Raw genomic sequence first — 25,003 nt, forward strand, 5'->3', positions numbered from 1 at the left:
GGCTCACAAGACGGAGTAGGAGCGTTCACAACAAGTGCCAGAGCTGGTGATTCAGCTGACCAGAGCAGGGTTTCTCGCCCTGCTCTGGTTGTTCGTGCTGGCCGCGCTTCGCGTGGTTCGTTCCGATCTGTATTCCGCCTCCGGCATGCGGGTGTCGATGCCGGGGGCGGGCAAGACGTCGAGCAAGCAGGCCCGCGGCAAGAGCAAGGCGCCACGCCAGATGGTCGTGACGCACGGTCCGCTCGCGGGCACCCGCATCTCGCTCGAAGGTCGGCCGATCATGATCGGCCGAGCCGACGACTCCACGTTGGTGCTGGACGACGACTTCGCGTCGACCCGGCACGCACGGTTGTCGCTCCGCGGCACCGACTGGTACGTGGAGGATCTAGGCTCCACTAACGGCACATACCTCGATCGGGCGAAGGTCACGGGAGCCACCAAGGTCCCGCTCGGCGTTCCGATCAAAATCGGCAAGACGGTGATCGAGCTGCGCTCATGACCCTCGTCCTTCACTACGCTGCCCGCAGCGACCGCGGCCTGGTGCGCTCGAACAACCAGGACTCGGTCTACGCCGGCCCACGACTTCTCGCCCTCGCGGACGGCATGGGAGGCCATGCCGCCGGTGAGGTCGCCAGCAAGGTCGTCATCGCGGCCCTAGCGCCGCTCGACGACGACGAACCCGGCGACGACCTGCTCGGGCACCTGCGGCAAGCAGTGCTGTCCGGAAACGGCGCGATCTCCGAGCTCGTATCCCAGGACCCAGACCTCGACGGTATGGGCACGACGCTGACCGCGGTCTTGTTCGCGGGCAGCAAGCTGGGGCTGGTGCACATCGGTGACTCACGTGCCTACATGGTGCGCGACGGCGAGCTTTCCCAGATAACCCACGACGACACCTTCGTCCAATCGCTGATCGACGAAGGTCGGATCACCGAGGAGGAGGCCGCCAACCATCCGCAGCGCTCCCTGCTGCTGAAGGCGTTGACCGGCCATGAGGTCGAGCCCAGCCTCGCGGTTCGCGAGGCGCGGGCGGGCGACCGCTACCTGCTCTGCTCCGACGGCCTGACGGGCCCGGTCAGCGAGGAGACGATGGCCGACGCGCTGCGGATCCCCGATCCGCAGGCCTGCGCCGACCGCATGATCGAGATGGCGTTGCGCGGCGGTGGGCCGGACAACGTCACCGTGATCATCGCGGACGTCGTGGACGTCGAATTCGGCGAGGACGCCCCGATCGTCGGGGGCGCCGCGGGAAACGGAGAGGAGGACCCGCAGCCCGACTCTTCGGCGGCCCGCGCGAGCGCGGCCACCATGCCGAAGCCTCAGCAGCAGCGGTACGACACAGCCCCCCCTCCTGACCGGGGCACGCACCGGCGAGGCTGGCTGCGTGCACTCTTCGTCCTAGCCGGTGTGCTCATCGTGCTCGTGGGAGCGGGCTTGGTGGGCCGCTGGTGGCTGCTCCAGCAGTACTACATCGGGGTCAACGACGCCGATGACGTCGTGATCTTCCAAGGCCTCCAGGGCAGCGTCGTCGGTGTGTCGCTGCGCTGGCAGGTCGAGGACTCCTGCCCGCAGGGATCCGCACCGGACTGCCAGCCGATCGGCATCAACGATCTGCAGGAAGCCCGGCGGACCGACGTGCGCAGCGGCATCACCGACGTCGACGGGCTGGACTCCGCGCGCGACGCGATGCGGCGGCTGCGGATGACCGCGCTGCTGCCGCAGTGCGAAGAGCCGGAGCCGACTCCGCCGGCGAACACTCCCCCGCACGAGCAGAACCCGCCGGCGAACACGCCGCCGGAGTCGCTGCCGCCGGGGCAGACCTCGGTGCCGGGTGAACCGCCCGCGCCGGGCGCTCCGCCGTCGCCGACCGACACTCCGCTGGCGTCGGCGGAACAGACACCCGGTGTCACTTGCCGGACGGTGAGCTGATGTCGCTGCCGGGTACCTCCGAAGGCACCGGTTCGAGCGCCGTCCCGCAGGTGAACACCCGCCGGGGAACCGAACTGGTGCTGCTGGTGATCTCCGCCGTGATCGTGACCTTCGCGATCATGCTGGTGGAGATCAGCCAGGAGAACACGATCACGCGCCAGCTGTTCTACTACGGCGCGGCCTACTTGGCGCTGTTCGGCGCGGCGCACTTCGCGGTGCGCAAGTGGGCTCCGTACGCGGACCCGTTGATCCTGCCCCTGGTGGCGCTGCTCAACGGGCTCGGGCTGGTGATGATCCACCGGATCGACATCGCCAAGGACACCGAGTACGCCGTGCGGCAGATCGCGTGGCTGGCGCTGAGCCTGGTGCTGTTCACGCTGGTCCTGGCGTTCATCAAGGACCACCGGACGCTGGCGAAGTACAGCTTCACCTGCGGGTTCGTCGGGCTGGTGCTGCTCGCGCTGCCCGGTCTGCTCCCGAGCGCGATCTCCGAGGTCAACGGCGCGAAGCTGTGGATCAAGTTCGGGCCGTTGGGGCAGGTGCAGCCCAGCGAGTTCGCCAAGATCCTCCTGATGATCTTCTTCGCCTCGTTCCTGGTGTCCAAGCGCGAGCTGTTCACCACCGCGGGCCGCAAGTTCCTCAACGTGGAGCTGCCGCGACCGCGGGACCTGATGCCGATGCTGGTGGCCTGGGTCGCCGCGATCGGCATCGGCGTGCTGGAGAAGGACCTGGGCACGTCGCTGCTGTTCTTCGGCATCGTGCTGGTGATGCTCTACATCGCCACCGAGCGCGCGATCTGGGTGGTGCTCGGGCTGTCCCTGTTCGCGCTGGGCGCCTTCCTGGCGTTCCAGACCGTCACCCGCGTGCAGTCGCGGGTGAACGTGTGGCTGGACCCGCTGCACCACGAGGACGGCTACCAGCTCAAGCAGGCACTGTACGGGCTGGGCAGCGGCGGGATCGGCGGATCCGGCCTGGGCAACGGCAGCCCCGAGACGGTGCCGTTCTCCAACAGCGACTTCATCATCACTTCGATGGGTGAAGAGCTCGGGCTGATCGGCCTGATCGCGATCTTCATGATGTACCTGCTGCTGATGATGCGCGGCCTGCGCAGCGCGCTCGCGGTGCGGGACTCCTTCGGCAAGCTGTTCGGCGGCGGGCTGTCGTTCACCATCGCGCTGCAGCTGTTCGTGGTCGCGGGCGGTGTCACCGGCCTGATCCCGCTGACGGGTCTGACCGCGCCGTTCCTCGCCTACGGCGGTTCGTCGCTGCTGGCCAACTACATCCTGATCGCGATGCTGCTGCGCATCTCCGACGCGGCCCGCAGGCCGCAGACGCCGGCGAAGCCGAAACCGCAGCAGGCCCCGATCGCCGAAGCACACACCGAATTGGTGGAACGTCCCCGATGAACAAGCCGCTACGACGAGTCGCCCTGGCCATGATGGCCATGGTGCTGTTGCTGATGGCCAACGTGACCTACGTGCAGGTCATCCAGGCGGATGACCTGCGCAACGGTCCCGGCAACGGCCGCACGCAGCGCGCCGAGTACGCCAAGCAGCGCGGTCAGATCATCGCGGGCGGGCAGTCGCTGGCGAACTCGGTGGAGACCGGCGACGAGCTGAAGTTCCAGCGGACCTACCCGAACGGGCCGCTGTACGCGCCGGTCACCGGGTTCGACTCGCCGACCTACGGCTCCAACGGCGTCGAGCGGGCGATGGACACCATCCTCAACGGCTCCGACGACAGCCTCGCCTTCAACCGGCTCTCGGACATGATCACCGGCCGGGCACCGACGGGCGGCGACGTGGAGCTGACGATCAACCCGGCCATGCAGAAGGTCGCCTACGACGAGCTGACCGCGAAGGGCTTCCAGGGGTCCGTGGTGGCCCTGAACCCGAAGACCGGCGAGATCTTGAGCATGGTCAACTCGCCTTCGTACGACCCGAACCCGCTGGCCTCGCACGACAACAACGCCGCCGCCGAGAGCTGGCAGCAGATGGAGAACGCCGAGGGTTCGCCGATGAGCAACCGCGCGGTCTCCGAGATCTACCCGCCCGGCTCGACCTTCAAGCTGATCACCACGGCCGCCGCGCTCGACAGCGGTTACCAGCCGAACAGCCAGGTCACCGACGCGGCCTCGATCACGCTGCCGAACACCAACACGCCGCTGCCGAACTACGGCGGCAAGACCTGCAAGGGCAGCACCCTCACCGAGGCGCTGGCGCACTCCTGCAACACCGCCTTCGCCGAGATCGCGGGCAAGGTCGGCGCGGACAAGATGCGCGAGACGGCGGCGAAGTTCGGCTTCAGCACCGACCTGCAGATCCCGATGACGGTCGCCAAGTCGGACCTCGGCCCGATGTCCGACCAGGCCTCGCTGTACCAGAGCGGCATCGGTCAGCGCGACGTCCGCGTCACCCCGATGCAGAACGCGATGATGGCCGCCGCGATCGCCAACGACGGCAAGCTGATGAAGCCGCAGCTGGTCAAGAGCACGCGGGCCCCCGACATGGAGGTCATCGACGAGCTCAAGCCGGAGGAGATGAGCCAGGCCGTCTCCGCGAACGCGGCCAACCAGATCCGCGAGATGATGTTGAAGTCGGAGCAGAACACCAAGGGCTCCGGCAAGATCTCCGGGATCGACATCGCCTCCAAGACCGGTACCGCCCAGCACGGCGACGAAGCCGACAAGCCGCACGGCTGGTACGTGGCGTTCGCGCCCGCCGAGGACCCGAAGATCGCGGTCGCGGTGATCGTCGAGAACGGTGGCGACGAGGGCGCGGAGGCCACCGGCGGCTCCATCTCGGCCCCCATCGGCCGCGAGGTCATCCGGGCGGGTCTCCAGGGAGGTGGCTGATCCGTGCTGACCTCCGGCCAGTTGCTCGCCGACCGGTACCGGCTGGGTCGGCGCATCGCCGTGGGCGGAATGGGCGAGGTGTGGGAGGCCGTCGACGTCCGGCTGGACCGGACGGTCGCGGTGAAGGTGCTCAAGCCGGAACTGTGCGGTGACGCGGAGTTCCTGCACCGCTTCCGCACCGAGGCCCGCACCACCGCCTCGCTGAACCACCCCGGAATCGCCGCCGTGCACGACTACGGCGAAACCGCGGCCATCCCGGACGGACCCGAGGACACGGCCTACCTGGTCATGGAACTGGTCGAGGGCGAGCCGCTGGCGGCGGTGCTGGCCCGCGAGGGCCGGATCGCCGTCGAGCACACCCTGGACATGTTGGAGCAGGCGGGCAACGCGCTGCAGGCCGCGCACGAGCGCGGCCTGGTGCACCGCGACGTCAAACCCGGCAACATCCTGATCACCCCGACCGGGACGGTGAAGCTCACCGACTTCGGCATCGCCAAGGCGGCGGACGCGGCACCCGTGACCCGCTCCGGCATGGTGATGGGCACCGCGCACTACATCGCGCCGGAACAGGCGCTGGGCAGCGAAGCGAGCCCGTCCAGCGACGTGTACTCACTGGCCGTGGTCGGTTACGAATGTCTCAAGGGGCATCGTCCGTTCCTGTCCGACAACGCGGTTACCGTCGCGATGATGCACATCCGCGAAGTGGCCCCGCCCCTTCCGCCGGACGTGCCGCCGGGCGCTCGCGCACTGGTCGAGGCGACGCTCGTGAAGGACCCGCGCAGGCGCTACGGGACCGGCGGCGAGTTCGCGAAGGCGGTCGCCGCGGTCCGCGCGGGGTTACCGCTGCCGACACCGGCGACGATGGTGGTACATCAGCAACCGGCACCGAGGAATGTGGGGGCACCCGCGGGCGGCGTGCCCCCGTTGCATGTCGGGCCGCCGTCCCCGCCGCCGCAGCAGCCTCCGCAGGCGGGGCCGATGGGCAACACCTACCCGCCGGGAGTGATCCCGCCGCAAGGCCGGATGCCGCAGCAGCACCCGCACCAGTCGGGACCGCCCACCTCGGGCATCCCGGTTCCCGCGCCGTACCCGGCCGCGCCGGCGGGGCGGCCCCGGGTCTGGCTGTGGGTCGTGCTCGCGCTGGTGGGCCTGGTGCTGCTCGTGCTGCTCGGGGTCGGCGCGTGGGCCTTGTCGCCCGCGCCCGGGCCGGGTGCCGCGGGGTTGGCGCTGCTCGGTCTCGGCTTCCCGGGGTGGCGGCGGCTCCCGCTGCTCGGCGGACGGCGCCCGGGCGATGCGCCGACGGGAGTACCGGCAGACGCCGCAACCGGTTCTGCGACTATGGGAGTCACTCGCGTGGACCTGTGGCGGTGCGCCGGGAAGCTGACGCTTCTGGATTCTTCGGAACAGATCCGACAGACTGCGCTACGGCAATTCGGTCAGGATTGCGCGCGCCACGACGGCGCGGCGTTCCGACGGTCGCGACGGCATCGGCCCACGCACTGCCGGGGCTCTGGTCCCGGTAGCGCGTGGATCGGTGCCGAGACGCGTGTCGTGGCGGCAGGATCCGGGACCGGCGGTTCCGGTGCACCGGAACCAGGAACACACCACGCAGGTCGTCGCCACCGCACGGCGGCGATCGGCAGCACACTGCGGGTCGGCATGATGGGACGATCATTGACGAGGATCGGGACGACGCATCGATGAGCTCACCGCGACTTCTCAACAACCGCTACGAAATCGGGGACACGCTCGGTTATGGCGGTATGTCGGAGGTGCACCGCGGCCGGGACATCCGGCTGGGGCGCGACGTGGCGGTCAAGGTACTGCGTGCCGACCTCGCCCGTGATCCGACGTTCCAGCTGCGGTTCCGCCGCGAGGCGCAGAACGCCGCCGCGCTGAACCACCCGGCGATCGTCGCCGTCTACGACACCGGCGAGACGGACACGGAAGACGACCAGCTCCCGTACATCGTCATGGAGTACGTGGACGGCCGGACGCTGCGCGACATCGTCAAGTCCGAAGGTCCGCTGCCGCCGCGCCGCGCGATGGAGGTCATGGCGGACGCCTCGGCGGCGCTGGACTTCAGCCACCGGCACGGCATCGTGCACCGCGACGTGAAGCCCGCCAACATCATGATCACTCGCTCCGGTGCGGTGAAGGTGATGGACTTCGGCATCGCGCGGGCGCTCGCCGACGGCCAGGCCGCGGTCACCCAGACCGCCGCGGTGATCGGCACCGCCCAGTACCTCTCGCCGGAGCAGGCCCGCGGTGAGTCCGTGGACGCCCGATCCGACGTGTACGCGGCGGGCTGCGTGCTGTTCGAGCTGCTGACCTCGGAGCCGCCGTTCACCGGTGACTCGCCGGTCGCGGTCGCCTACCAGCACGTGCGGGAAGACCCGCGCAAGCCGTCCGACGTGAACTCGACCGTGCCGGCCTCGCTGGACGCGGTGGTCCTCAAGGCGCTGAGCAAGAACCCGGCGAACCGCTACCAGTCGGCCGCGGAGATGCGCGCCGACCTGGTGCGCGTGCTGTCGGGGCAGCGCCCCAAGGCTCCGATGATCATGTCGGAGGAGGACCGCACCGCGATGATGGCGCCGCCCGCGGCGACCGAGGTGTTCACGCCGGGCAGGCACCGCTCGCCGGACCGCCACACCGGCACCACCTCCGCCGTGGCGATCGGCGATGACGACGACGGCAAGCGCCGCCGGAGCTGGCTGATCGCGTTGGTCACCCTGGCCTGCGTCGGCGTGTTCATCCTGGTGGCGTGGCTCGCGACCAGCCTGTTCGCCGGTCCGGAGCAGCCGAAGAAGACGGCCGTCCCGCCACTGGAGGGCCAGACGACGAGCGCGGCCAGATCCACGCTCAACTCGATGAACTGGCCGTTCGACATCACCCAGTGCGAGTCGTCCGCCGAGAAGATCGGCACGGTCGTCAAGGTGACGCCGGCCCCCGGCACCTACGTGGTCAAGGAGAACCAGCGGCTCATCGTCTGCGAAGGCGGCGGCCCCGCGTTCGTCCCCGTGCCGGACCTGTACGGCAAGGACAAGAGCGAAGCCTCCACGATGCTGCGCGACCTCGGGCTGGTGCTCGGCTTGGACGACCAGGAGACCGAGGTCGAGGACAGCAACCTGGTCGGCAAGATCGTCGACTGGGACAGCAAGGGCGACGGCGCCGCCCGCGGCACCACGATCAACGTGACCGTCGGCAAGGAGATCGCGAAGTCCCAGGTCCCGGACGTGCGCAGCCTGTCCTACGACCAGGCCAAGAGCAATCTGGAAGCGGCCGGGTTCAAGGTCAAGCGCGAGGAGCGCGACTCGGACCAGGAAGCGAACACCGTCCTGGAGCAGTCCCCGTCGGCGGGCGAGAGCGTCCGGAAGGGCTCCGAGATCACCCTGGTCGTCTCGAACGGCGCGCAGCTCACCATGCCGTCGCTGACCGGCAAGTCGAAGGACGAGGCCGAGAAGGCGCTCAAGCAGATGGGCTGGAACGGCTCGATCCAGGAGCAGGAGACCGAGACCGACGACCTCAGCAAGGACGACAAGGTCATCGGCAGCTCTCCCGCGGAGGGCCAGAAGATCGGCAAGAACCAGACGGTGACCTTGCAGATCGGCAAGTACGACTCGAATCCGAGCACGAGCAACCCGCCCACGTCGGACGGCCTGTTCCCGCCGTTCGGCTGACGTCCGCATCGTCGGAGTACCCGGAGGCGCTTCGCGGATCCGGCGCGGTTCGCCCTCGCTCCGCGGGGAACGAGCCCGCCACCGCGAGCCCTCCGGGCATTGTCGCGTCCGGAGGCCGATCGGCTCCGAGTAGCACGCGCTCGACGTCGCGTTTCACGTGGAACCGGCGTTCTAGGTGGTCAGCGCAGCGAAAAGGATCAAGAGCGGTGCGCGGCGGCGGCCAGCGAGCGCATGCCGCGCTCCAGCTCGTCCACCAGCTCCGCGCGGACCGGGTGGCCGGCGGCGGCCATCCAGTTCGCCAGCATCCGGTGCCCGCCGTCGGTGAGCACCGACTCCGGGTGGAACTGCACGCCCTCGATGGGCAGTTCGCGGTGCCGCATGCCCATCACGATGCCGCTGCCGGTGTGCGCGGTGACCTCGAAGTCCGCGGGCACGCTCACCGCGCGCACGATCAGCGAGTGGTAGCGCGTGGCCACGAACGGCTGCGGCAACCCGGCGAACACGCCCGCACCGGAGTGCTCGATCAGCGAGGTCTTGCCGTGCAGCAGTTCCGGCGCGCGCTCGACGACGCCGCCCCAAGCCGCACCGATCGCCTGGTGCCCCAGGCACACGCCGAACAGCGGGCGCCGGTCGGCGGCGCAGGTCTCCACGAGCTCCATCGACCGCCCCGCCCGATCCGGCGTGCCGGGTCCCGGGCTGAGCAGGATGCCATCGGCGGCGGCCACGTCCTCGTCGGTGACGGCGTCGTTGCGCCGCACCACGCAGTCCGCGCCCAGCTGGGCGAGGTACTGCACGAGGTTGTAGACGAAGCTGTCGTAGTTGTCGACGACGAGTACGCGCACGCCGTCAGCCTACCGGCGCGGCATCACACCGTGGTGACGTCGTTGAATGGCAGCAGCGGTTCCAGCCACGGGAACACCACGAACAGCAGCAACGCCACCACCATCAGCACCAGCACCACCGCTTCGACGATCTTCACCGGTGCCGGTCCCGGAAGGCGCCGCCAGATCCAGCCGTACATCAGGACTCCTCCAGCTCAGGTGGCCGCAGCTCCCGGTGCACCGGGTCCTTCGGGTACTGCTTGACCAGCACGCCGTGCACGATCAGCCGCTGCGCGGCGGAGAACCGCGGGTGGCAGGTGGTGAGCGTGATCAGCCTGGTCTGCTGGTCGGTCGGGAGCGCGTCGCGCGGGCGCCCCGGCACCGGGTAGATCACCTCGCCCTGCTCGGGCCGCACGATCTCCTGCCCCGACACGCCCCGGTACGGTCCGCCGATCGGGGCGACTCCCGCGCATCGCGGATCGGCGGCCGGGTCCCAGTCCGCGACCTGCTCGCGCATCGGCAGCACCCGGTAGACGTACCAGTCCGAAGCGGTCTCCACGATCAGCGCGTCGCACGCGACGAGCCGGTCGAGGTCGCCGAAGGGGGCGCCCTTGCCGATGCGGTGCCCCGCGATGGCGAGGTTGCCCTGCTCCCCCGGCAATGCGGTGCCCGCGTAGTGGCCGGGGCCCGCGGCGAGGGTCTTCGCGTCGGTGCCCTCCAGCACGGTGTAGCGGAAGCCGGGGCCGAACGCCGGGATGTAGAGCTCGGCGAAGCCCTCCCCCGCCGTCGCCGGTGCCGGCGGTGCTTCGGGTGCGCGCTGGTCCCACTGCGCGCGCAGCCGATCACTCGCCTCGGCTTGCCGGTGGGCGCTGAACCAGTCGGTGACGTGCACGGCGTAGAAGACGAACAGCAGCAGGACCAGCCCGAGGGTGATCAACACCTCGCCGCCGATCCGGATGCCGCCGCGCAGCCGCTCACCTCGACGATCCGGCGGTGGGGCCGCCACTACCTCGGACGTTTCCAACGGTATCCCTCTCATCACGACCTGTGCCGCACCGGCGAAGGGGTGTTCGGTCAGGCGCGCGATTACGTTAACGTGTGAGTGGAGAACGAGACGCGTCGTGATCGGTTCCGCTGGCGTGGGCCAGGCCCGCTCCGATACGTCGGCCGGGCCGTCCCGGAGCGGCGGACCGGGGCCGCCGCCGGTCGGTTCCGGATCCCCCGGCGCGTTCACCGCCGCCGAGCAGGCTCGGACGCTGCCGGCCCGCACCACCTGGCGAGGACATCATGCCGAAGTCAAAGGTCCGCAAGAAGGACTCCTCTTCCACCCCGGTCGCGGATCGCCGCACGCCGGTGAAGGCGAAGTCGGTCGGCCCGTCGCACCCGATCTACGTGGTCGTGATGCTCGGCGTGATGCTGATCGGCTTGCTGTGGCTGGTCGTGAACTACCTGGCGGGCGAGCAGATCCCGTTCATGGCGGAGCTGGGCGCGTGGAACTTCGCGGTCGGTTTCGCGTTCATCATCGTCGGCCTGCTGATGACGATGCGGTGGCGCTGAGCCGTTCCGCGTTCCGGAACCCGCGCACGCGTCGTCCCACTTCCGTGTTCGTGATGTTCACGCGCACGTTGGACCCGGGTCACCGAACAACACGCGTGTAAGTCATCCCCAGTGTGGACAACTCCTGTGGACAACTCCGTTCGGTGCAGGTTCGAAACACCACCGAGGTGGCCGTGAACACCTTCCGCGAGTGGTCGACTCCGCTCGGTCTGATCAGCTGCGGGTGGGCGCTCGCCGCGTGCAGCGCGGCCTGGTGGTGGCTCGCCGAGACACCGACCGACCGGCTGTTCGTCGGCGTGCTCACCGTCGTGCTGGCCGTCGCCTCCGGCTGCGGCAGCGTGCTGCGACCGCGGCTGCGCGCCGATCCGTCGGGCATCGCGCTGCGCGGGTTCACCGGCACCCGCCACCACCCGTGGTCGCAGGTCAGGTTCCAGGTGCGTTCCCGCCAGCGCCTCGGTCTCACGTCGTCGACGCTGGAACTGGACACCGAGTCGGGTGAGCTCGTCGTCCTGGGCAAGCTCGACCTCGGCGAGGATCCGCAGGACGTCGCCGACGCCCTGGAGGACCTGCGGGCTTGAAGCGCCGCAGGCGCTCGAACGTCACTGCGGGATGCACCGCATGGGCGTGCAGGCCCACTCGCCCAGCTGCACGTCGCGGAAGACCAGCAGCACCAGCAGCAGCACCAGCAGTCCGCCGAGCGCACCGGCCTGCACGGCCGTCCGCCGCTCCCGCGGCGCGTACACCAGCGCCGCGGTCGCCGCCCCGCCCAGCACGAGCCCGCCGAGGTGGCCGAGCAGCGAGATGCCGGGCAGCGACACGCTCAGCACGATGTTCAGCGCGATCACGATGAGGACCGGGCGCAGGCTCACCTTCAGCCGCAGCGCCGCAACGGCGATGCCGCCCATCAGGCCGTACACCGCGCCGGAGGCACCCGCGACGGAGCTGTCGAGTCCGTCGAACAGGAACACCGCGGCGCTGCCGCCCAGCAGGGCCAGCAGGTAGACGGCCGTGAAGCGCAGTCGCCCCAACACCGTCTCCAGGTCCCGCCCGATGACCCACAGCGCCACCATGTTCAGCAGCAGGTGGATCGGGCCGAAGTGCAGGAAGCCCGAGGTGAACAGGCGGATCCACTCACCGCCCGCCACGGCGACCGGCCACAGCGAGAACTGGTTGAACAGCTCCGAGCTCAGGTAGTTCTGGAAGTTTCCGGACTGGATCGCCGTCACGGCGTAGGCCAGGACGTTGAGCACGATCAGCACCGGCACCACGATCGGCTTACCGCCGATCCGGGCGCCCGCGACGGTCACGGCCTCGCGACCGCCGCGGCGGCTCTGCGCCAGGCAGTCCACGCAGTGGTAACCGACGGAGGCTTCGCTCAAGCACTCCGGGCAGGCCGGGCGTTCGCACCGGGTGCAGCGCAACCCGGTCGGGCGGTCGGGGTGCCTGGCGCAGAACCGCTGCTGCGCGGCTTCCTCCGGACCGGCGGGTTGACCGGGGGGAACGCTCATGTCACTCGCCGAGCTCCACGGAGACCTTCTCGATCACGATGTCGGTCAGCGGACGGTCCTGCGCGCCGGTCGCGGTGTGCGCGATGGCGTCCACGACCTCGCGGGACTCCTGGTCGGCGACCTCACCGAAGATCGTGTGCTTGTAGTTCAGGTGCGGCGTGCGCGCCACGGTGATGAAGAACTGCGAACCGTTCATGTTCGGCCGGCCGGGGTTCGCCATGCCCAGCACGTACGGCTTGTCGAACTGCAGCTCCGGGTGGAACTCGTCGACGAACTCGTAGCCGGGGCCGCCGCGGCCGGTGCCGGTCGGGTCGCCGGTCTGGATCATGAAGCCGTCGATGACCCGGTGGAAGATCACGCCGTCGAAGAAGGGGCCGGAGCGCTCCCCGCGCGCGTTCGGGTTCGTGTACTCCTTGGTGCCCTCGGCGAGGCCCACGAAGTTGCCGACGGTTTTCGGCGCCTGGTTCGGGAAGAGTTCGACCCGGATGTCGCCCTGCGAGGTGTGCAGGGTCGCGGTCACGGTCTTCCCGACGAGCGATCCGTTGTCTTCAGCCACGCAACCCATCCTGCCATCGGAAAGCGGGAACCACGTGCCTGGGTGCAGTATTGGTGGTGATCGTCGCGTGCCGGTTACCGTCGGCACGGCAGGACGACCGGTGAACGCCGGCCAAGGAGGCACACGATGGACGAGGTGGAGGCGATGGCCCGAACTGGTGAGAACGTGGGCAGGGCGGTCGGCACGGGAGTGCGCACCGCGCGCGAAGGTGCCGTCCGTGCGGGCAAGGCTGGTCGTACCGCGACCAAGCAGGCCATTCTTCGCGCGGAACAGGAGCTCACCGAACGCGGACTCTCCCCGGAGCACCTGCCGGAGCTGCTCGCCCAGAAGGCCACCGGGCTCTCCCGCGAGGACCTCGCCGAGCGCAGCCGGAAGGCGCGCAAGCAGTGGGAGAAGACCCGCAAGGACTGGGACAAGAAGACCGCGAAGTCGCGCAAGCGGCTCGCGAAGAACGCGGAGCAGGCCCGCAAGGAGCTCGCCTCCCGGATCGACCCGACGCCGAAGCCGCGGCGGAAGTGGCCGTGGGTGCTGCTGGTGCTGGCCGCACTCGCCGGTGTGGCCGTGGTCGCGCTGTCGCGTCGCCCGGAGGAGCTGCCGATCGCCGAGGCGGAGGACTTCCCGACGCACGAGGACGGCCTGTCGCGCAACCCCGGTGCGCGTCCCGACGCGGACCTCTGAGAACGAACCGACGCGGCGGCGCCCCCAGGGGTGCCGCCGCGTCGTCGTCTCCGCCCGGCGCCCGGCGCGCGTAATGTCGATCTAGTGACTGATGAGAACGCACCCCAGCTGGCTCTGGACCACTCGACCTTCGTCGAGGCGGCCCCGGAACGGATCTACCCATTGATGAGCGACATCACGCGGTTCGGCGAGTGGAGCCCGGAGAGCACCGGCGGCGAGTGGCTGACGGGCGCCCCGGGAGAGGTCGGCTCCCGGTTCCGCGGGGACAACAGCAACGGCGAGCGCGACTGGTCCAGCGAGTGCGAGGTCGTCGCCGCCGAGCCCGGCAAGCGCTTCGCCTTCTGCGTGGTGACCGGTTCGGAGCGCACCAACAACTCCGTGTGGTCGTTCGAGGTCGAGCCGGAGGGCTCGGGCTCCCGGCTCACCCAGCGGTACGTGCTGCACGAGCTGACCGGGCCGATCAGGGAGTTCCTCGACCAGCAGGAGGACGGTGGCGCGCAGTTCATCGCCACCCGCACCGAGCTGCTCCGCGACGCGCTGCGCCAGACCGTGGAAGGCATCAAGAAGACCGCCGAGCAGAACTGAGCACGCCGGTGGCGCCGCTCGAGTCGGCGCCACCGGCTGCTCGCCTCCGGCAGCCGGGCGGTGGGCCGTCCTGGTGTTCAAGCGGCCCCGGAGGTTTCGACGCCGGGCCGGCTCCCAGCGCGTTGCGGCGTGCGGACCAGCGCGATCCCCACCGCTCCGAGCACCCCGACCGCCGCGTACGCGTAGAAGCCCCACGGGTAGGCGATCCCCGCGGTGAGCAGCGCGCCGCCCAGCAGCGGTCCGCAGATCGCTCCGATCCGCCCGACCCCCGACGCCCAGCCGAGCCCGGTGGCCCGCGCTTCCGCCGGGTACGCGCGCCCGATGTAGGCGTAGACGAGCACCTGGGCGCTGAACACGAACGCGCCGGCGAGGAACACGACCACGTACACGCCCGCGCCGGGCAGCCGGATGCTCAGCGCGGCGAGGAACACGGCCGCCGCCGCGAACCAGACGACCGTCACCGGCCGGATCGAGGCGCGGTCGGCGACGTAACCGGCGACGACGAGCCCGACCACGGCACCCAGGTTCAGCGTGAGCAGCAGCCCGAGGGCCGCGCCGAGCGGATACCCGGCCGCCCGCATGATCTCCGGGAGCCAGGTGTTGAGCCCGTACACCAGCAGCAGGCCCATGAACGCGGCCATCCAGAACGCGAGGGTGCTGCGCGCGAAGCCGCCGCGGAACAGCGAGGCGACGGTGTCCAGGCCGCCGCGCAGTCCTGCCCCGGCGGTCGCGGAACGCTCGAACGACTCGGATTCCGGCAGGTAGCGCGCCATCAGCGGCACCAGCAGCAGCGCCGGCGCCGCTCCGAGCAGGAACATCCACCGCCAGCCCAGCGAGGGCAGCACCAGGATGCCGAGCACCGCGGTGAGCACGGCGCCCACGTGGTAGCCGGTCATGATCGTGGTGCTGGCACCGCCGTTGCGGCCGGGCCGCGAGTGCTCGGTGACGAGCGCGATGGCCGTGGGCACGCAACCGCCGAGGCCCACCCCGGCGAGGAAGCGCAGCACGCCGAAGATCAGCAGCGACGGCGCGGCGGCGCACAGCGCGGTGAGCAGCGAGAAGCTGACCACCGAGAGGATCAGCGCTTTGCGGCGGCCGATGACGTCGGTGATGGTGCCGATGGCGAGCGCGCCCAGGACCATGCCCAGCAGCCCCGCGGTGGAGGCCAGCGACGCGGTCGCCGGGGTCAGCCCCCACTGCCCGAGGTCCAGCAGCGTCGGCAGCACGCTGCCCAGCACCACCAGGTCGAACCCGTCGAGCAGCACCGCGCTCCAGCACAGCGGCACGACCCATCCGGCGTGCGCGGCTCGTCCAGCGTCGGTTCCGGTAGCCACGCCGTCCTCCGTCGAGTTGGGTGATCGTTCGCACTCGTTGCCGACGGATGCTGCCGCTCCGGGCGCACCGCACCACCAACTCCGCTTCCGCTCAACGAAAGCCCCGCGCGAACCGCGCACCGGATTCCGCCGTGCGCGACGGCTTCCCGGCGAGGAACCCGCAGACAGGAGGGGCGGCCTGCCGGTTCGTCGAGAACCGGTGGACCGTGAGACCGACGCGGAGCAGAGCACCGGCGTGCCCTTGGCGAGCTGGCGAGCGGCGCACCGGCCGCGAGCTCAGCGGATGCTCGGCGGCGACCGGTTCCCGCTGCTGGCGGCGATGCCCGAAGCGGCGGTCGACGACCTCGAGGGGCTCTTCGCGCATCACCTGCTCGTAGGCGGGATAGGCGAGGCGGTGATCACCGTCGGCCGCGGCGAGCTCCCCGGCCAGCTCGTAGGTTTCGTCGACCGCGCCCAGGCATTCGCCCGCGGGGCGGGCGACGCGAACGGCAGCACGCCGTTCCCCCGGATCCTCTCCTCCGGCGTGCACTTGCTCGATGGTCCTCAGTCGCGCGACCGCGTGAGCACGACGACGATCTCGTGGGTCTGCCCGCTGCCGATGGCCGGAGCGATCGTGCCCACCGCCTGCCAGCCGTGGCGTCCGAGTTCGTCGAGCTCCTTCTCGAGCCGGTCGTAGTCGAAGCCCCTCCAGGTCTGCTTGCACTTCAACACCTTGTGTTCGAACGATGCGCTCATGGATCGCCTCCTTGAGCTCCAGGGCACACCGTGACCTCGCGTCACACTCAAGGATTCGACACCGGTGATGTGCGGCGCACCAAGGCCGTGCTCCGGCCGGGTGCTCGAACCCCCGGCGATCAGAAGCGGACCGGCGCAGCGCGCATCTGGGACGATCGTGGCCGCGTCCACGCGTCGGCGAGGTCAGCCCGTCCAGGAACACCCGAAGAAGGAAACCAGATGCTCTGACCAGGTCTTCCACAGTGGCGGCCAAGAAAGCCCGGTCGACACCGAACCGCTGGTCGGTGAGCAGGCCGGGAACCCTCCCCAGCGAAAGAAGCCCGACGCACCCCGGCCACCGCACCGTAGGGGCCTACGGGGGGCTCGGCCCCCGTACGAGCAAAAAGGAGCCGGGAAGACGCAACGCGTCAACCAGACTCCTCGAGTGGAGACGAGGGGAATCGAACCCCTAACCCCCGCCTTGCAAAGGCGGTGCTCTGCCAATTGAGCTACGTCCCCGTCGGTGCCGGAGCACCTGGTCGCCGGAACTCTGCCGCTGCCGTAAGAGCGTACTCAGGCGACCACTTCAGGGTCGAGGTAGAGATCCGCGACCGCGGGGGCTGGCCGACAGGGCCGACCGGTGAGCCGAATGTCGGCTCACACCTCGCCAGCGGTGGCCTCGCGCCAGAGGTCGGCCTCGGCCTTGGCAGCGCGGTTGCGGCGGACGACGAACAGAACGGCACCGGCAACGACGGCGAGTGCGAGCAGCTTCTTCATTTCCGGTCGCCTCCTAGAACGGGGCACCCGCGGACCGCGGGCATCGGGGAAACATCCTTGACAGGAAGGGTGGGCCTAGAAGGACTTGAACCTTCGACCTCTTCGTTATCAGCGAAGCGCTCTAACCGCCTGAGCTATAGGCCCTTGGTGTGACTCGAAGATTACACGACCCCCGGCGTCCGCCACGCAGGGGGGTCCGGGCTCCGGGGCGGCGATCGCGCGGACCGCCGCCCCGGATTCGATCACTCCCGCTCGGACAGCGTGACCTCGACGCCACCGGCGAAGTCGGCGGCCACGTTGTAGATGAACGCGCTCACCGTCGCCAGTGCCGTGAACAGCACGATGTTGATCGCACCGATGATGGAGGCGACGCCGAACACGCGGCCCGCGCTGATCAGTTCCTCGCTGGCCGCGTCCTCCGGCGAGGTGAGCTCGGTGAACGTGCCGTTCAGCGAGTCCCAGACGCCCATGCCGTCGAGCACGCCGTAGAGCACCGCGACCGCGATCATCCACACGAAGAACATCGCGACGCTGAGCACCAGCGCCAGCTTCAGCACCGACCACGGGTCGAGCCGCTTGACCTGCAGGCTCGCCCGCCGCGGTCCCCGGCTGGGCCGGCGAGCGCTGGGCGTCTGCGCCCCCGGGCGGGCCGCCGCACCGAAGTTCACCGCGCTGCGCCCGTCGGAGGAGCCCTGCGAGGGGATCTCGGTTCGGACGGTCTCCTGGTCGTACCCGGTCGTCGGGATGCCCTGGGTCTGCGCGGTGTCGAAGCCGGATGTCGCCGGGGTTTCGGCGTGGCCGTCGGCGGCACCGGTTCCGGCACCGGTGCGCTGCCACGGCGGCGGCGTCTCGGTGCCCTCGAAGGTCTCGGACCCGTTCGGCTTCGAGGCCGTGTCGCCGTTGGCCCCGTCGGCCGCGGCCGACACCTCGCCGTCGCTCTGTGCGGCGTCGGTCTGCCCGGTCATCACCGAGGTGTGCTGGGAGTTCTGGCCGGTCGTCTGGTCGGCATCCTGGTCACCCGGGTGCCCGTCCGGACGCTCCGGCTTCTCGGAAGATGTCACGAGAGATCCTTCATGATCGTCATCGGCGGTCGCTACTTCGTCGGCTCAGGCCCGGCGGCGTCCGGATCGGCGGCCTCGTCGGCGCTGCGCGCGATGGCCACCACCGAAGTTCCGTCGCCCAGGTTCATCAGACGCACCCCCTTCGTCTGCCTGCCTGCCTTGCGAACCTCCTTGGCGGTGGTCCGGATGACGCCGCCGGTGGAAGTGATCGCATAGAGCTCATCGTCCAGGTCGACGATGAGCGCCCCGACAAGCCTCCCACGTTTGCGGTCGTACTGAACGGTGAGCACACCCTTGCCGCCGCGGCCCTGGACCGGGTAGTCGTCGATCTCGGTCCGTTTGGCGTAGCCCCCGTCGGTGGCGACGAGGACGAAGCGACCGGCCCGCACGACGCCCATCGCGAGCAGCTCGTCACCGGCGTTGAACCGCATGCCGAGCACGCCTGACGTGGCGCGTCCCATGGGGCGCAGCGCCTCGTCGGTGGCGTGGAACCTGATCGACTGGCCTTCGGCGGAGACCAGCAGCAGGTCGTCCTCCTCGGAGCACAGCACCGCCCCGACCAGCTCGTCCTCGTCCTTCAGGTTCACCCCGATGAGTCCACCCGAACGGTTCGAGTCGAAGTCGGTGAGGCGAGACTTCTTGACCAGGCCGTTCTTGGTGGCGAGCACCAGGTAGGGCGCGGCGGTGTAGTCCTTGATCTGCATGACCTGGGCGATGTGCTCGTCCGGCTGGAACGCGAGCAGGTTCGCCACGTGCTGGCCGCGGGCCGTGCGGTTGGCCTCCGGCAGGTCGTAGGCCTTCGCCCGGTAGACCCGGCCCTTGTTCGTGAAGAACAGCATCCAGTCGTGGGTGGAGCACACGAAGAAGTGCGACACGATGTCGTCCTGCTTGAGCTGCGCGCCCTGCACTCCCTTGCCGCCGCGCTTCTGCGCCCGGTACAGGTCGGTGCGGGTCCGCTTCGCGTAGCCGGTGCGGGTGATCGTGACGACGACGTCCTCGTCGGCGATGAGGTCTTCCATGGAGACTTCGCCCTCGTAGGGCACGATCTTGGTGCGGCGGTCCTCGCCGTACTTGTCGACGATCTCCATGAGCTCGTCGCGGATGATCTGCCGCTGCCGCTCGGGCTTGGCGAGGATGTCCTTGTAGTCCTCGATCTCCAGCTCCAGCTCGGCGAGCCGGTCGACGATCTTCTGCCGCTCCAGCGCGGACAGCCGCCGCAGCTGCATCTCCAGGATCGCGTCGGCCTGGACCTCGTCCACGTCGAGCAGCGCGATCAGGCCGGTGCGGGCCTCGTCGACGGTGGGCGACCGGCGGATCAGCGCGATCACCGCGTCCAGCGCGTCCAGCGCCTTGACCAGGCCGCGCAGCACGTGGGCGCGTTCCTCGGCCTTGCGCAGCCGGAACCGGGTGCGCCGGACGATGACCTCGATCTGGTGGTTGACGTAGTACCGGATCACCTGGTCGATGCGCAGCGTGCGGGGCACGCCCTCGACCAGCGCCAGCATGTTCACGCCGAACGTGGTCTGCAGCTGGGTGTGCTTGTAGAGGTTGTTGAGCACGACCTTCGGGATCGCGTCCCGCTTCAAGGTGAACACGATCCGCATGCCGCGCCGGCTGTTGGACTCGTCGGCGATGTCGGAGATCCCGCTGATCTTGCCGTCGCGGTGCATCGCCGCGATGTTCTCGATCAGGTTGTCCGGGTTCACCTGGTACGGCAGCTCGGTGACGATCAGCGAGGTGCGGCCCTTCGCGTCCTCCTCGACGGAGACGACCGAGCGCATCTTGATGGAGCCGCGACCGGTGCGGTACGCGTCGGCGATCGCGTTGGTGCCGAGGATGAGCCCGCGGGTCGGGAAGTCCGGTCCCTTGACCCGCCGGATCAGCTCCTCGAGCAGCGTCTCGTCGTCTACGTCGGGGTTCTCCAACAGGTAGACGACGCCGTCGGCGACCTCGCGCAGGTTGTGCGGCGGGATGTTCGTCGCCATCCCGACCGCGATCCCGCTACCGCCGTTGACCAGCAGGTTCGGAATGCGCGCAGGCAGCACGTCCGGTTCCTGCGTGCGGCCGTCGTAGTTGTCGGAGAACTCGACGGTGTCCTCTTCGATGTCGGCGAGCATGTGCATCGCCAACGGCTTCAGCCGCGACTCGGTGTACCGCATGGCCGCGGCAGGGTCGTTGCCCGGCGAACCGAAGTTGCCCTGGCCGTCGATGAGGGGGTGGCGCATCGCCCACGGCTGCGCCAGGCGGACCAGCGTGTCGTAGATCGCCGAGTCGCCGTGGGGGTGGTAGTTGCCCATCACCTCGCCGACGACGCGGGAGCACTTCACGTACCCGCGGTCCGGCCGGAAACCGGAGTCGTACATCGCGTAGAGCACCCGGCGGTGCACCGGCTTGAGCCCGTCGCGCACGTCGGGCAGCGCCCGCGCGACGATCACGCTCATCGCGTAGTTGATGTAGGAGTTCTGCATCTCCTGCTGGATGTCGACCGGTTCTACGCGGCCGTTCTCCGGCGGCAGGATGTCCGTCACGAGTGGAGGTTCCTTTCAGGCGGGTTGGGCGGGTTCCTGCGCCGGCGCGACACGGGTGAGCGGTGCTCTCCCGTGTCGCGGCGAGCCGGGCGCTGCGGCCTGGCCACGGCGGTCGATCCCGTTCGAGCGAGTGCGGGCGGAGCCGGGATCAGACGTCGAGGAAGCCGACGTCCTTGGCGTTGCGGACGATGAACGAGCGACGCGCCTCGACGTCCTCGCCCATGAGCACGCTGAACAGCTCGTCCGCGGTGGCGGCGTCGTCCAGCGACACCTGCATCAGCAGCCGGGTCTCCGGGTCCATCGTGGTCTCCCACAGCTCCTGCGGGTTCATCTCGCCCAGACCCTTGTAGCGCTGGATGCCGTCGTCCTTCGGGAGCTTCCGCCCGGCCGCGGCGCCCGCTTCGAGCAGTCCGTCGCGCTCCCGGTCGGAGTAGGCGAACTCCGGTTCAGCACGCGGCCACTTGATCTTGTACAGCGGCGGGCGGGCCAGGAACACGTGCCCGTTCTCGATCAGCGGGCGCATGAAGCGGAACAGCAGCGTGAGCAGCAGCGTCCGGATGTGCTGGCCGTCGACGTCGGCGTCGGCCATCAGCACGATCTTGTGGTAGCGCAGCTTCGCCAGGTCGAACTCGTCGTGGATGCCGGTGCCCAGCGCGGTGATGATCGCCTGGACCTCGTTGTTCTTGAGGACCTTGTCGATCCGCGACTTCTCCACGTTGATGATCTTGCCGCGGAGCGGCAGGATCGCCTGGAAGCGCGACTCCCGGCCGTCCTTGGCCGAACCGCCCGCCGAGTCGCCCTCGACGATGTAGAGCTCGCACTCCTCCGGGTTGCTGGACTGGCAGTCCTTGAGCTTGCCGGGCAGGCCGCCGATGTCCATCGCGCTCTTGCGCCGCACCAGCTCCTTCGCCCGCCGCGCCGCCATCCGCGCCTGCGCCGAACCGACCGCCTTGTTGATGATCGTCTTGGCGTCGGCGGGGTTGCGCTCGAACCAGTCGTTGAGCCACTCGAACGCCGCGGTCTGCACGAACGACTTGACCTCGGTGTTGCCCAGCTTCGTCTTCGTCTGGCCCTCGAACTGCGGCTCGCGGACCTTCACCGACACGATCGCCGCGAGGCCCTCGCGCACGTCGTCGCCGGTGAGGCTGCCGTCCTTGTCCTTGAGGAGCTTCTTCTCCTTCGCGTAGGCGTTGACCACGCGGGTCAGCGCCGAGCGGAAGCCCTCCTCGTGAGTACCGCCCTCGTGCGTGTTGATCGTGTTCGCGAAGGTGTAGACCGACTGGTTGTAGCCGGAGTTCCACTGCATCGCGACCTCCAGCTCCACCCCGTTGCCGGAGGCGTTGAAGGCGACGGCCTTGCGGTGGATCGGTTCCTTCGTCGCGTTGATGTGCTTGACGAAGTCCTCCAGCCCGCCCGGGTAGTGGAAGGTGCGCTCCTTGGCGCGAGCCGCCTGGCCGCCCGCGTCCTCACCGGATTCGTCCTCCTCGGCGAGGCGCTCGTCGCGCAGCACGATGGTCAGTCCCTTGTTCAGGAACGCCATCTCCTGCAGGCGCCGCGACACCGTCTCCGCGTTGTAGCGCGTCGTCTCGAAGATGTTCGGGTCCGCCCAGAACGTGATCGAGGTGCCGGTCCGCTTCGTCCCCTCGCCCTTGACCACGTCGGCGACGGGCTTGGAGTCCTCGTAGCGCTGGCGCCACACGCTGCCGTTGACGTGGATCTCCGCTTCGAGCGCGCTGGAGAGCGCGTTGACCACCGACACACCGACACCGTGCAGACCGCCGGAGACCGCGTAGGAGTCGCCGCCGAACTTGCCGCCCGCGTGCAGCACGGTGAGCACGACCTCCAAGGTCGGCTTCTTCTCCACCGGGTGCATGTCCACCGGGATGCCGCGGCCGTCATCGGTGACCCGCACACCGCCGTCGGCCAGCAGCGTCACTTCGACGGTGGTCGCGTACCCGGCCATCGCCTCGTCGACGGAGTTGTCCACGACCTCCCACACGAGGTGGTGCAGGCCGCGCTCACCGGTGGAACCGATGTACATGCCGGGGCGCTTGCGGACGGCTTCCAAGCCCTCGAGCACGGTGATCGACGACGCGTTGTATTCGTTCTTCTTTGATGCCACGGGCCTCGGTGTCTCCTCGAACCGGCAGTGTGTCGGGTGGCCCGGCCGTCCTACGGCCGCCTGCGGCACCCGCGCACGGGAGCCCGGCCACAGCGGGAGCGGCTCGTCATCCGGCCCGGCGCACGCGCGCGACCGGCGGTCGAACGACGATGCGGGCGTAGGGACCGGGCGTTCGGCGACGCGAGCTGCCGCACCCACCCAATTGATTCTACTGGGTCTCCCCGACAGGAGTGCGGCAAGGACACCCCTGAATTCCTCACAGAGCCGATAACTCGGATCCGGACACCATCCGAGACCCGTGAGCACGTCCGCGCGGCTCCTGCGCGGGCTCGCGCGAGCCGACGGGCTCAGCCGTAGGTGTCCCGCGGGCCGCGCCCCGGCACGTGCCGCGGCCCGTGCCGCCAGCTCGGCGCCGCCGGCCCCTGCACCTTGATCTTGCGGACCACTCCTTTGCCGACGCCGTCGGCGATGCGCTGCAGGATCTGCCGCTGCAGCAGGCGCAGCTGGGTGGCCCAGGCCGTCGACTCGGCCTGCACGGTCAGTTCTCCGTCGGACAGCGCGACCGGTTTGGTGTGCTCGGCGATGTCGCCACCGACCAGGCTCGTCCAGCGGGCGAAGACGTGACCGCCGGAGAGCCGGTCGTTCCAGCCGTGATCCGCGGCGATGCGCGAGGCCAGCCTGCCCAGCGGCTGCGGGTCGCGGTCGTCCGCGCCCGGCCCGGACCAGCGCCGGCGCCGACGGGAACCACCGGCCCCGACGACGCTGCGCTTGGTGCGGCGCTTGGCCTTCGACTTCTCCTTGGCGGCCTGCAGCGCGGCCCGTGCCAGGTCCGATCCGTGCAGCTCGGCACCGTCGGACCCGAGGGGCGTCGCGCCCGCAGCCGACTCCTCGGAAGCGGTGGATCGCCCTGCGTGCTCGCCCGATGTCATCGAGTTATCCACACCATCCACAGCCTTATCCCCAGTTGTGGGTAACTTCGGGGAGAGCCCACTCACCCTGCGTGTTTCGCCAGGCCGAGGGCCCGCCGACCCGTCACTCGACACGGCTGACCTCCCCGTCCCGAACGTCGAAGCGGGTACCAGCGAGCTCGGCGGGCACGTCCTCCCCCACCGCGGCGGTCACCAGCACCTGCTCGGCGCCCGCGACCAGCTCGGCCAGCCGTGAACGCCGCCGCCGGTCCAGCTCCGCGAACACGTCGTCGAGGATCAAGACCGGTTCCGCGCCATCTTCGGCGAGCAGGTGGTACGAAGCCAGCCGCAACGCCAGCACGAACGACCACGATTCGCCGTGACTCGCGTAGCCCTTCGCCGGCAGCTCGCCGAGCACCAGGTCCAGGTCGTCGCGGTGCGGTCCGACCAGGGACACGCCCCGCTCCAGCTCCTGGCCGCGCACCCGCTCCAGCTCCACGACCAGCGCGGACTCCAGCGCGGCCCGGTCGGCCCGCGGCCCCATCGGCACGCCGTACCCCTCGGGAAGCGAGTCGCCGAGGCTGCTGCGGTACCGCAGGTCCGCGACCCGCCCGGCAGGAGCGCTGTCCGTGCCCGTCTCGGCGACGCTGGCATAAGCGCTGGTCACGTGCGGTGCGATGTCGGCGACCAGGTCGAGCCGCGCCGCCAGCAGGTCCGCGCCGTGCTTCGCGAGGTGGCCGTCCCAGACCTCCAAGGTCCGCAGGTCCGGCGCCTGACCGCCGCGGCGCGCGCCGCCCGCCGACTTCAACAGCGCGCTGCGCTGCCGCAACACCCGCTCGTAGTCGGAGCGCACCCCCGCGTACCGCGGCGACCTCGACACCAGCAGCTCGTCCAGGAACCGGCGCCGCTCCCCCGGATCACCGCGCACCACCGCGAGGTCCTCCGGCGCGAACAGCACCGTGCGCAGGATGCCCAGCACGTCGCGCGGCTTGCCGGGCGCCCCGCGGTTGATCCGCGCGCGGTTCGCCTTGCCCGGCGTGATCTCCAGGTCGACCAGCAGCTCCCGGCCGTCGTTGATCACCGCGGCCCGCACGAACGCCCGCTGCGAGCCGTAGCGCACCAGCGGCGCATCGCTCGACACGCGGTGCGACCCGAGGGTGGCGACGTAGCCCAGTGCCTCGACCAGGTTCGTCTTGCCCTGACCGTTGGAACCGACCAGCACGGTCGGCCCCGGTTCGAAGGTCAGGTCGGCCTGCGGCCACGAGCGGAAGTCGGTCACTTGCAGATGTCGGACGTACAAAGCGCTCCCACCGGATCGGGTCGCACGAGCGGGACGCGCGCGGAACCGGCCGCAGCCGAGGAACCCCCGGCCGGGCACGTGGTGAGGTGAC

Annotated in this window: 22 protein-coding genes, 2 tRNA genes and 2 pseudogenes; 10 read left to right on the forward strand and 16 right to left on the reverse strand. The window is 69.8% G+C overall.

Annotation, left to right across the window (positions count from 1 at the left end; all coding sequences use genetic code 11):
- Positions 1-34: 34 nt before the first annotated feature.
- From OOZ19_RS13480 to pknB, 6 genes and pseudogenes are all read left to right on the forward strand, one after another.
- On the forward strand, positions 35-499 hold the full coding sequence (locus OOZ19_RS13480) for an FHA domain-containing protein FhaB/FipA (protein ID WP_184483956.1): 465 nt from the start codon (positions 35-37) through the stop codon (positions 497-499).
- Positions 496-1,929, forward strand: a complete 1,434-nt coding sequence (locus OOZ19_RS13485; RefSeq protein WP_266090437.1) for a PP2C family protein-serine/threonine phosphatase — start codon at positions 496-498, stop codon at positions 1,927-1,929. The genes OOZ19_RS13480 and OOZ19_RS13485 overlap by 4 nt, the downstream gene beginning before the upstream one ends.
- Positions 1,929-3,335 carry an FtsW/RodA/SpoVE family cell cycle protein gene (locus OOZ19_RS13490; protein WP_266090438.1) on the forward strand — a complete coding sequence of 469 codons (1,407 nt, stop codon included), beginning with the start codon at positions 1,929-1,931 and terminating at the stop codon, positions 3,333-3,335. Before OOZ19_RS13485 ends, OOZ19_RS13490 begins: the two co-directional genes overlap by 1 nt.
- Positions 3,332-4,783: a peptidoglycan D,D-transpeptidase FtsI family protein gene (locus OOZ19_RS13495; RefSeq protein ID WP_266090439.1), complete on the forward strand. Its 1,452-nt coding sequence runs from the start codon at positions 3,332-3,334 to the stop codon at positions 4,781-4,783. The genes OOZ19_RS13490 and OOZ19_RS13495 overlap by 4 nt, the downstream gene beginning before the upstream one ends.
- Positions 4,784-4,786: 3 nt before the next feature.
- Positions 4,787-5,995: pseudogene (locus OOZ19_RS13500) on the forward strand (serine/threonine-protein kinase); the annotation flags it as partial.
- Between the two features lie 488 nt (positions 5,996-6,483).
- A complete protein-coding gene (gene pknB, locus OOZ19_RS13505; RefSeq protein WP_266090440.1) occupies positions 6,484-8,463 on the forward strand; it encodes a Stk1 family PASTA domain-containing Ser/Thr kinase in 1,980 nt (659 codons plus the stop codon).
- Between the two features lie 197 nt (positions 8,464-8,660).
- On the opposite strand, the gene OOZ19_RS13510 is transcribed toward pknB, so the two are convergent.
- Genes OOZ19_RS13510 through OOZ19_RS13520 form a run of 3 tightly spaced genes read right to left on the reverse strand, consistent with a single transcriptional unit; the run spans position 8,661 to position 10,308 of the window.
- The gene (locus OOZ19_RS13510; protein ID WP_266090441.1) at positions 8,661-9,305 is read right to left on the reverse strand and encodes an aminodeoxychorismate/anthranilate synthase component II; all 645 of its coding nucleotides are present in this window, start codon (positions 9,303-9,305) and stop codon (positions 8,661-8,663) included.
- A 23-nt stretch (positions 9,306-9,328) separates the two neighbouring features.
- Positions 9,329-9,484, reverse strand: coding sequence for a hypothetical protein (locus OOZ19_RS13515; RefSeq protein WP_266090442.1), 156 nt, complete (start codon positions 9,482-9,484; stop codon positions 9,329-9,331).
- The gene (locus OOZ19_RS13520; protein WP_266090443.1) at positions 9,484-10,308 is read right to left on the reverse strand and encodes a class E sortase; all 825 of its coding nucleotides are present in this window, start codon (positions 10,306-10,308) and stop codon (positions 9,484-9,486) included. Before OOZ19_RS13520 ends, OOZ19_RS13515 begins: the two co-directional genes overlap by 1 nt.
- A gap of 263 nt (positions 10,309-10,571) precedes the next feature.
- Here OOZ19_RS13520 and crgA point away from each other — a divergent pair, with 263 nt between their 5' ends.
- The gene (gene crgA / locus OOZ19_RS13525; RefSeq protein WP_266090444.1) at positions 10,572-10,841 is read left to right on the forward strand and encodes a cell division protein CrgA; all 270 of its coding nucleotides are present in this window, start codon (positions 10,572-10,574) and stop codon (positions 10,839-10,841) included.
- Between the two features lie 143 nt (positions 10,842-10,984).
- Positions 10,985-11,419, forward strand: a complete 435-nt coding sequence (locus OOZ19_RS13530; RefSeq protein WP_266090445.1) for a PH domain-containing protein — start codon at positions 10,985-10,987, stop codon at positions 11,417-11,419.
- 21 nt (positions 11,420-11,440) lie between these two features.
- Here OOZ19_RS13530 and OOZ19_RS13535 read toward each other — a convergent pair whose 3' ends face one another.
- On the reverse strand, positions 11,441-12,349 hold the full coding sequence (locus OOZ19_RS13535) for a rhomboid family intramembrane serine protease (protein ID WP_266090446.1): 909 nt from the start codon (positions 12,347-12,349) through the stop codon (positions 11,441-11,443).
- Position 12,350: 1 nt separating this feature from the next.
- The gene (locus OOZ19_RS13540; RefSeq protein ID WP_266090447.1) at positions 12,351-12,914 is read right to left on the reverse strand and encodes a peptidylprolyl isomerase; all 564 of its coding nucleotides are present in this window, start codon (positions 12,912-12,914) and stop codon (positions 12,351-12,353) included.
- A 117-nt stretch (positions 12,915-13,031) separates the two neighbouring features.
- Between OOZ19_RS13540 and OOZ19_RS13545 the strand changes: the two genes are divergently transcribed.
- Together OOZ19_RS13545 and OOZ19_RS13550 are read left to right on the forward strand one after the other, a co-directional pair.
- Positions 13,032-13,583 (forward strand): hypothetical protein, encoded by a 552-nt coding sequence (locus OOZ19_RS13545; protein ID WP_266090448.1) that lies wholly within the window; start codon positions 13,032-13,034, stop codon positions 13,581-13,583.
- Between the two features lie 84 nt (positions 13,584-13,667).
- A complete protein-coding gene (locus tag OOZ19_RS13550) occupies positions 13,668-14,168 on the forward strand; it encodes an SRPBCC family protein (RefSeq protein ID WP_266090449.1) in 501 nt (166 codons plus the stop codon).
- Between the two features lie 77 nt (positions 14,169-14,245).
- On the opposite strand, the gene OOZ19_RS13555 is transcribed toward OOZ19_RS13550, so the two are convergent.
- The 11 genes and pseudogenes from OOZ19_RS13555 to recF form a co-directional block, all read right to left on the reverse strand.
- Positions 14,246-15,502, reverse strand: a complete 1,257-nt coding sequence (locus OOZ19_RS13555; protein WP_266090450.1) for an MFS transporter — start codon at positions 15,500-15,502, stop codon at positions 14,246-14,248.
- A 91-nt stretch (positions 15,503-15,593) separates the two neighbouring features.
- Complete coding sequence (locus OOZ19_RS13560; protein ID WP_266090451.1) at positions 15,594-16,031, reverse strand: hypothetical protein; 438 nt, start codon at positions 16,029-16,031, stop codon at positions 15,594-15,596.
- Between the two features lie 14 nt (positions 16,032-16,045).
- On the reverse strand, positions 16,046-16,237 hold the full coding sequence (locus OOZ19_RS13565) for a DUF4177 domain-containing protein (RefSeq protein WP_266090452.1): 192 nt from the start codon (positions 16,235-16,237) through the stop codon (positions 16,046-16,048).
- Positions 16,238-16,662: 425 nt separating this feature from the next.
- Positions 16,663-16,735: transfer RNA gene (locus OOZ19_RS13570), tRNA-Ala, on the reverse strand.
- 150 nt (positions 16,736-16,885) lie between these two features.
- A pseudogene (locus OOZ19_RS13575) lies at positions 16,886-16,993 on the reverse strand (DLW-39 family protein); the annotation flags it as partial.
- Positions 16,994-17,063: 70 nt separating this feature from the next.
- Positions 17,064-17,137 (reverse strand) — tRNA-Ile (locus OOZ19_RS13580).
- A gap of 98 nt (positions 17,138-17,235) precedes the next feature.
- Entirely contained in the window at positions 17,236-18,054 is an 819-nt protein-coding gene (locus OOZ19_RS13585) for a DUF3566 domain-containing protein (protein WP_266090453.1), read from the reverse strand.
- Positions 18,055-18,086: 32 nt separating this feature from the next.
- The gene (gene gyrA, locus OOZ19_RS13590; RefSeq protein WP_266090454.1) at positions 18,087-20,582 is read right to left on the reverse strand and encodes a DNA gyrase subunit A; all 2,496 of its coding nucleotides are present in this window, start codon (positions 20,580-20,582) and stop codon (positions 18,087-18,089) included.
- Between the two features lie 148 nt (positions 20,583-20,730).
- Positions 20,731-22,704 (reverse strand): DNA topoisomerase (ATP-hydrolyzing) subunit B, encoded by a 1,974-nt coding sequence (gyrB, locus tag OOZ19_RS13595; RefSeq protein ID WP_266090455.1) that lies wholly within the window; start codon positions 22,702-22,704, stop codon positions 20,731-20,733.
- Between the two features lie 347 nt (positions 22,705-23,051).
- Positions 23,052-23,633 carry a DciA family protein gene (locus OOZ19_RS13600; protein WP_266090456.1) on the reverse strand — a complete coding sequence of 194 codons (582 nt, stop codon included), beginning with the start codon at positions 23,631-23,633 and terminating at the stop codon, positions 23,052-23,054.
- Between the two features lie 103 nt (positions 23,634-23,736).
- Entirely contained in the window at positions 23,737-24,912 is a 1,176-nt protein-coding gene (gene recF / locus OOZ19_RS13605; protein ID WP_266090457.1) for a DNA replication/repair protein RecF, read from the reverse strand.
- Positions 24,913-25,003 lie beyond the last annotated feature (91 nt).

The sequence above is a fragment of the Saccharopolyspora sp. NFXS83 genome (assembly GCF_026241095.1).
Lineage (GTDB): Bacteria > Actinomycetota > Actinomycetes > Mycobacteriales > Pseudonocardiaceae > Saccharopolyspora_C.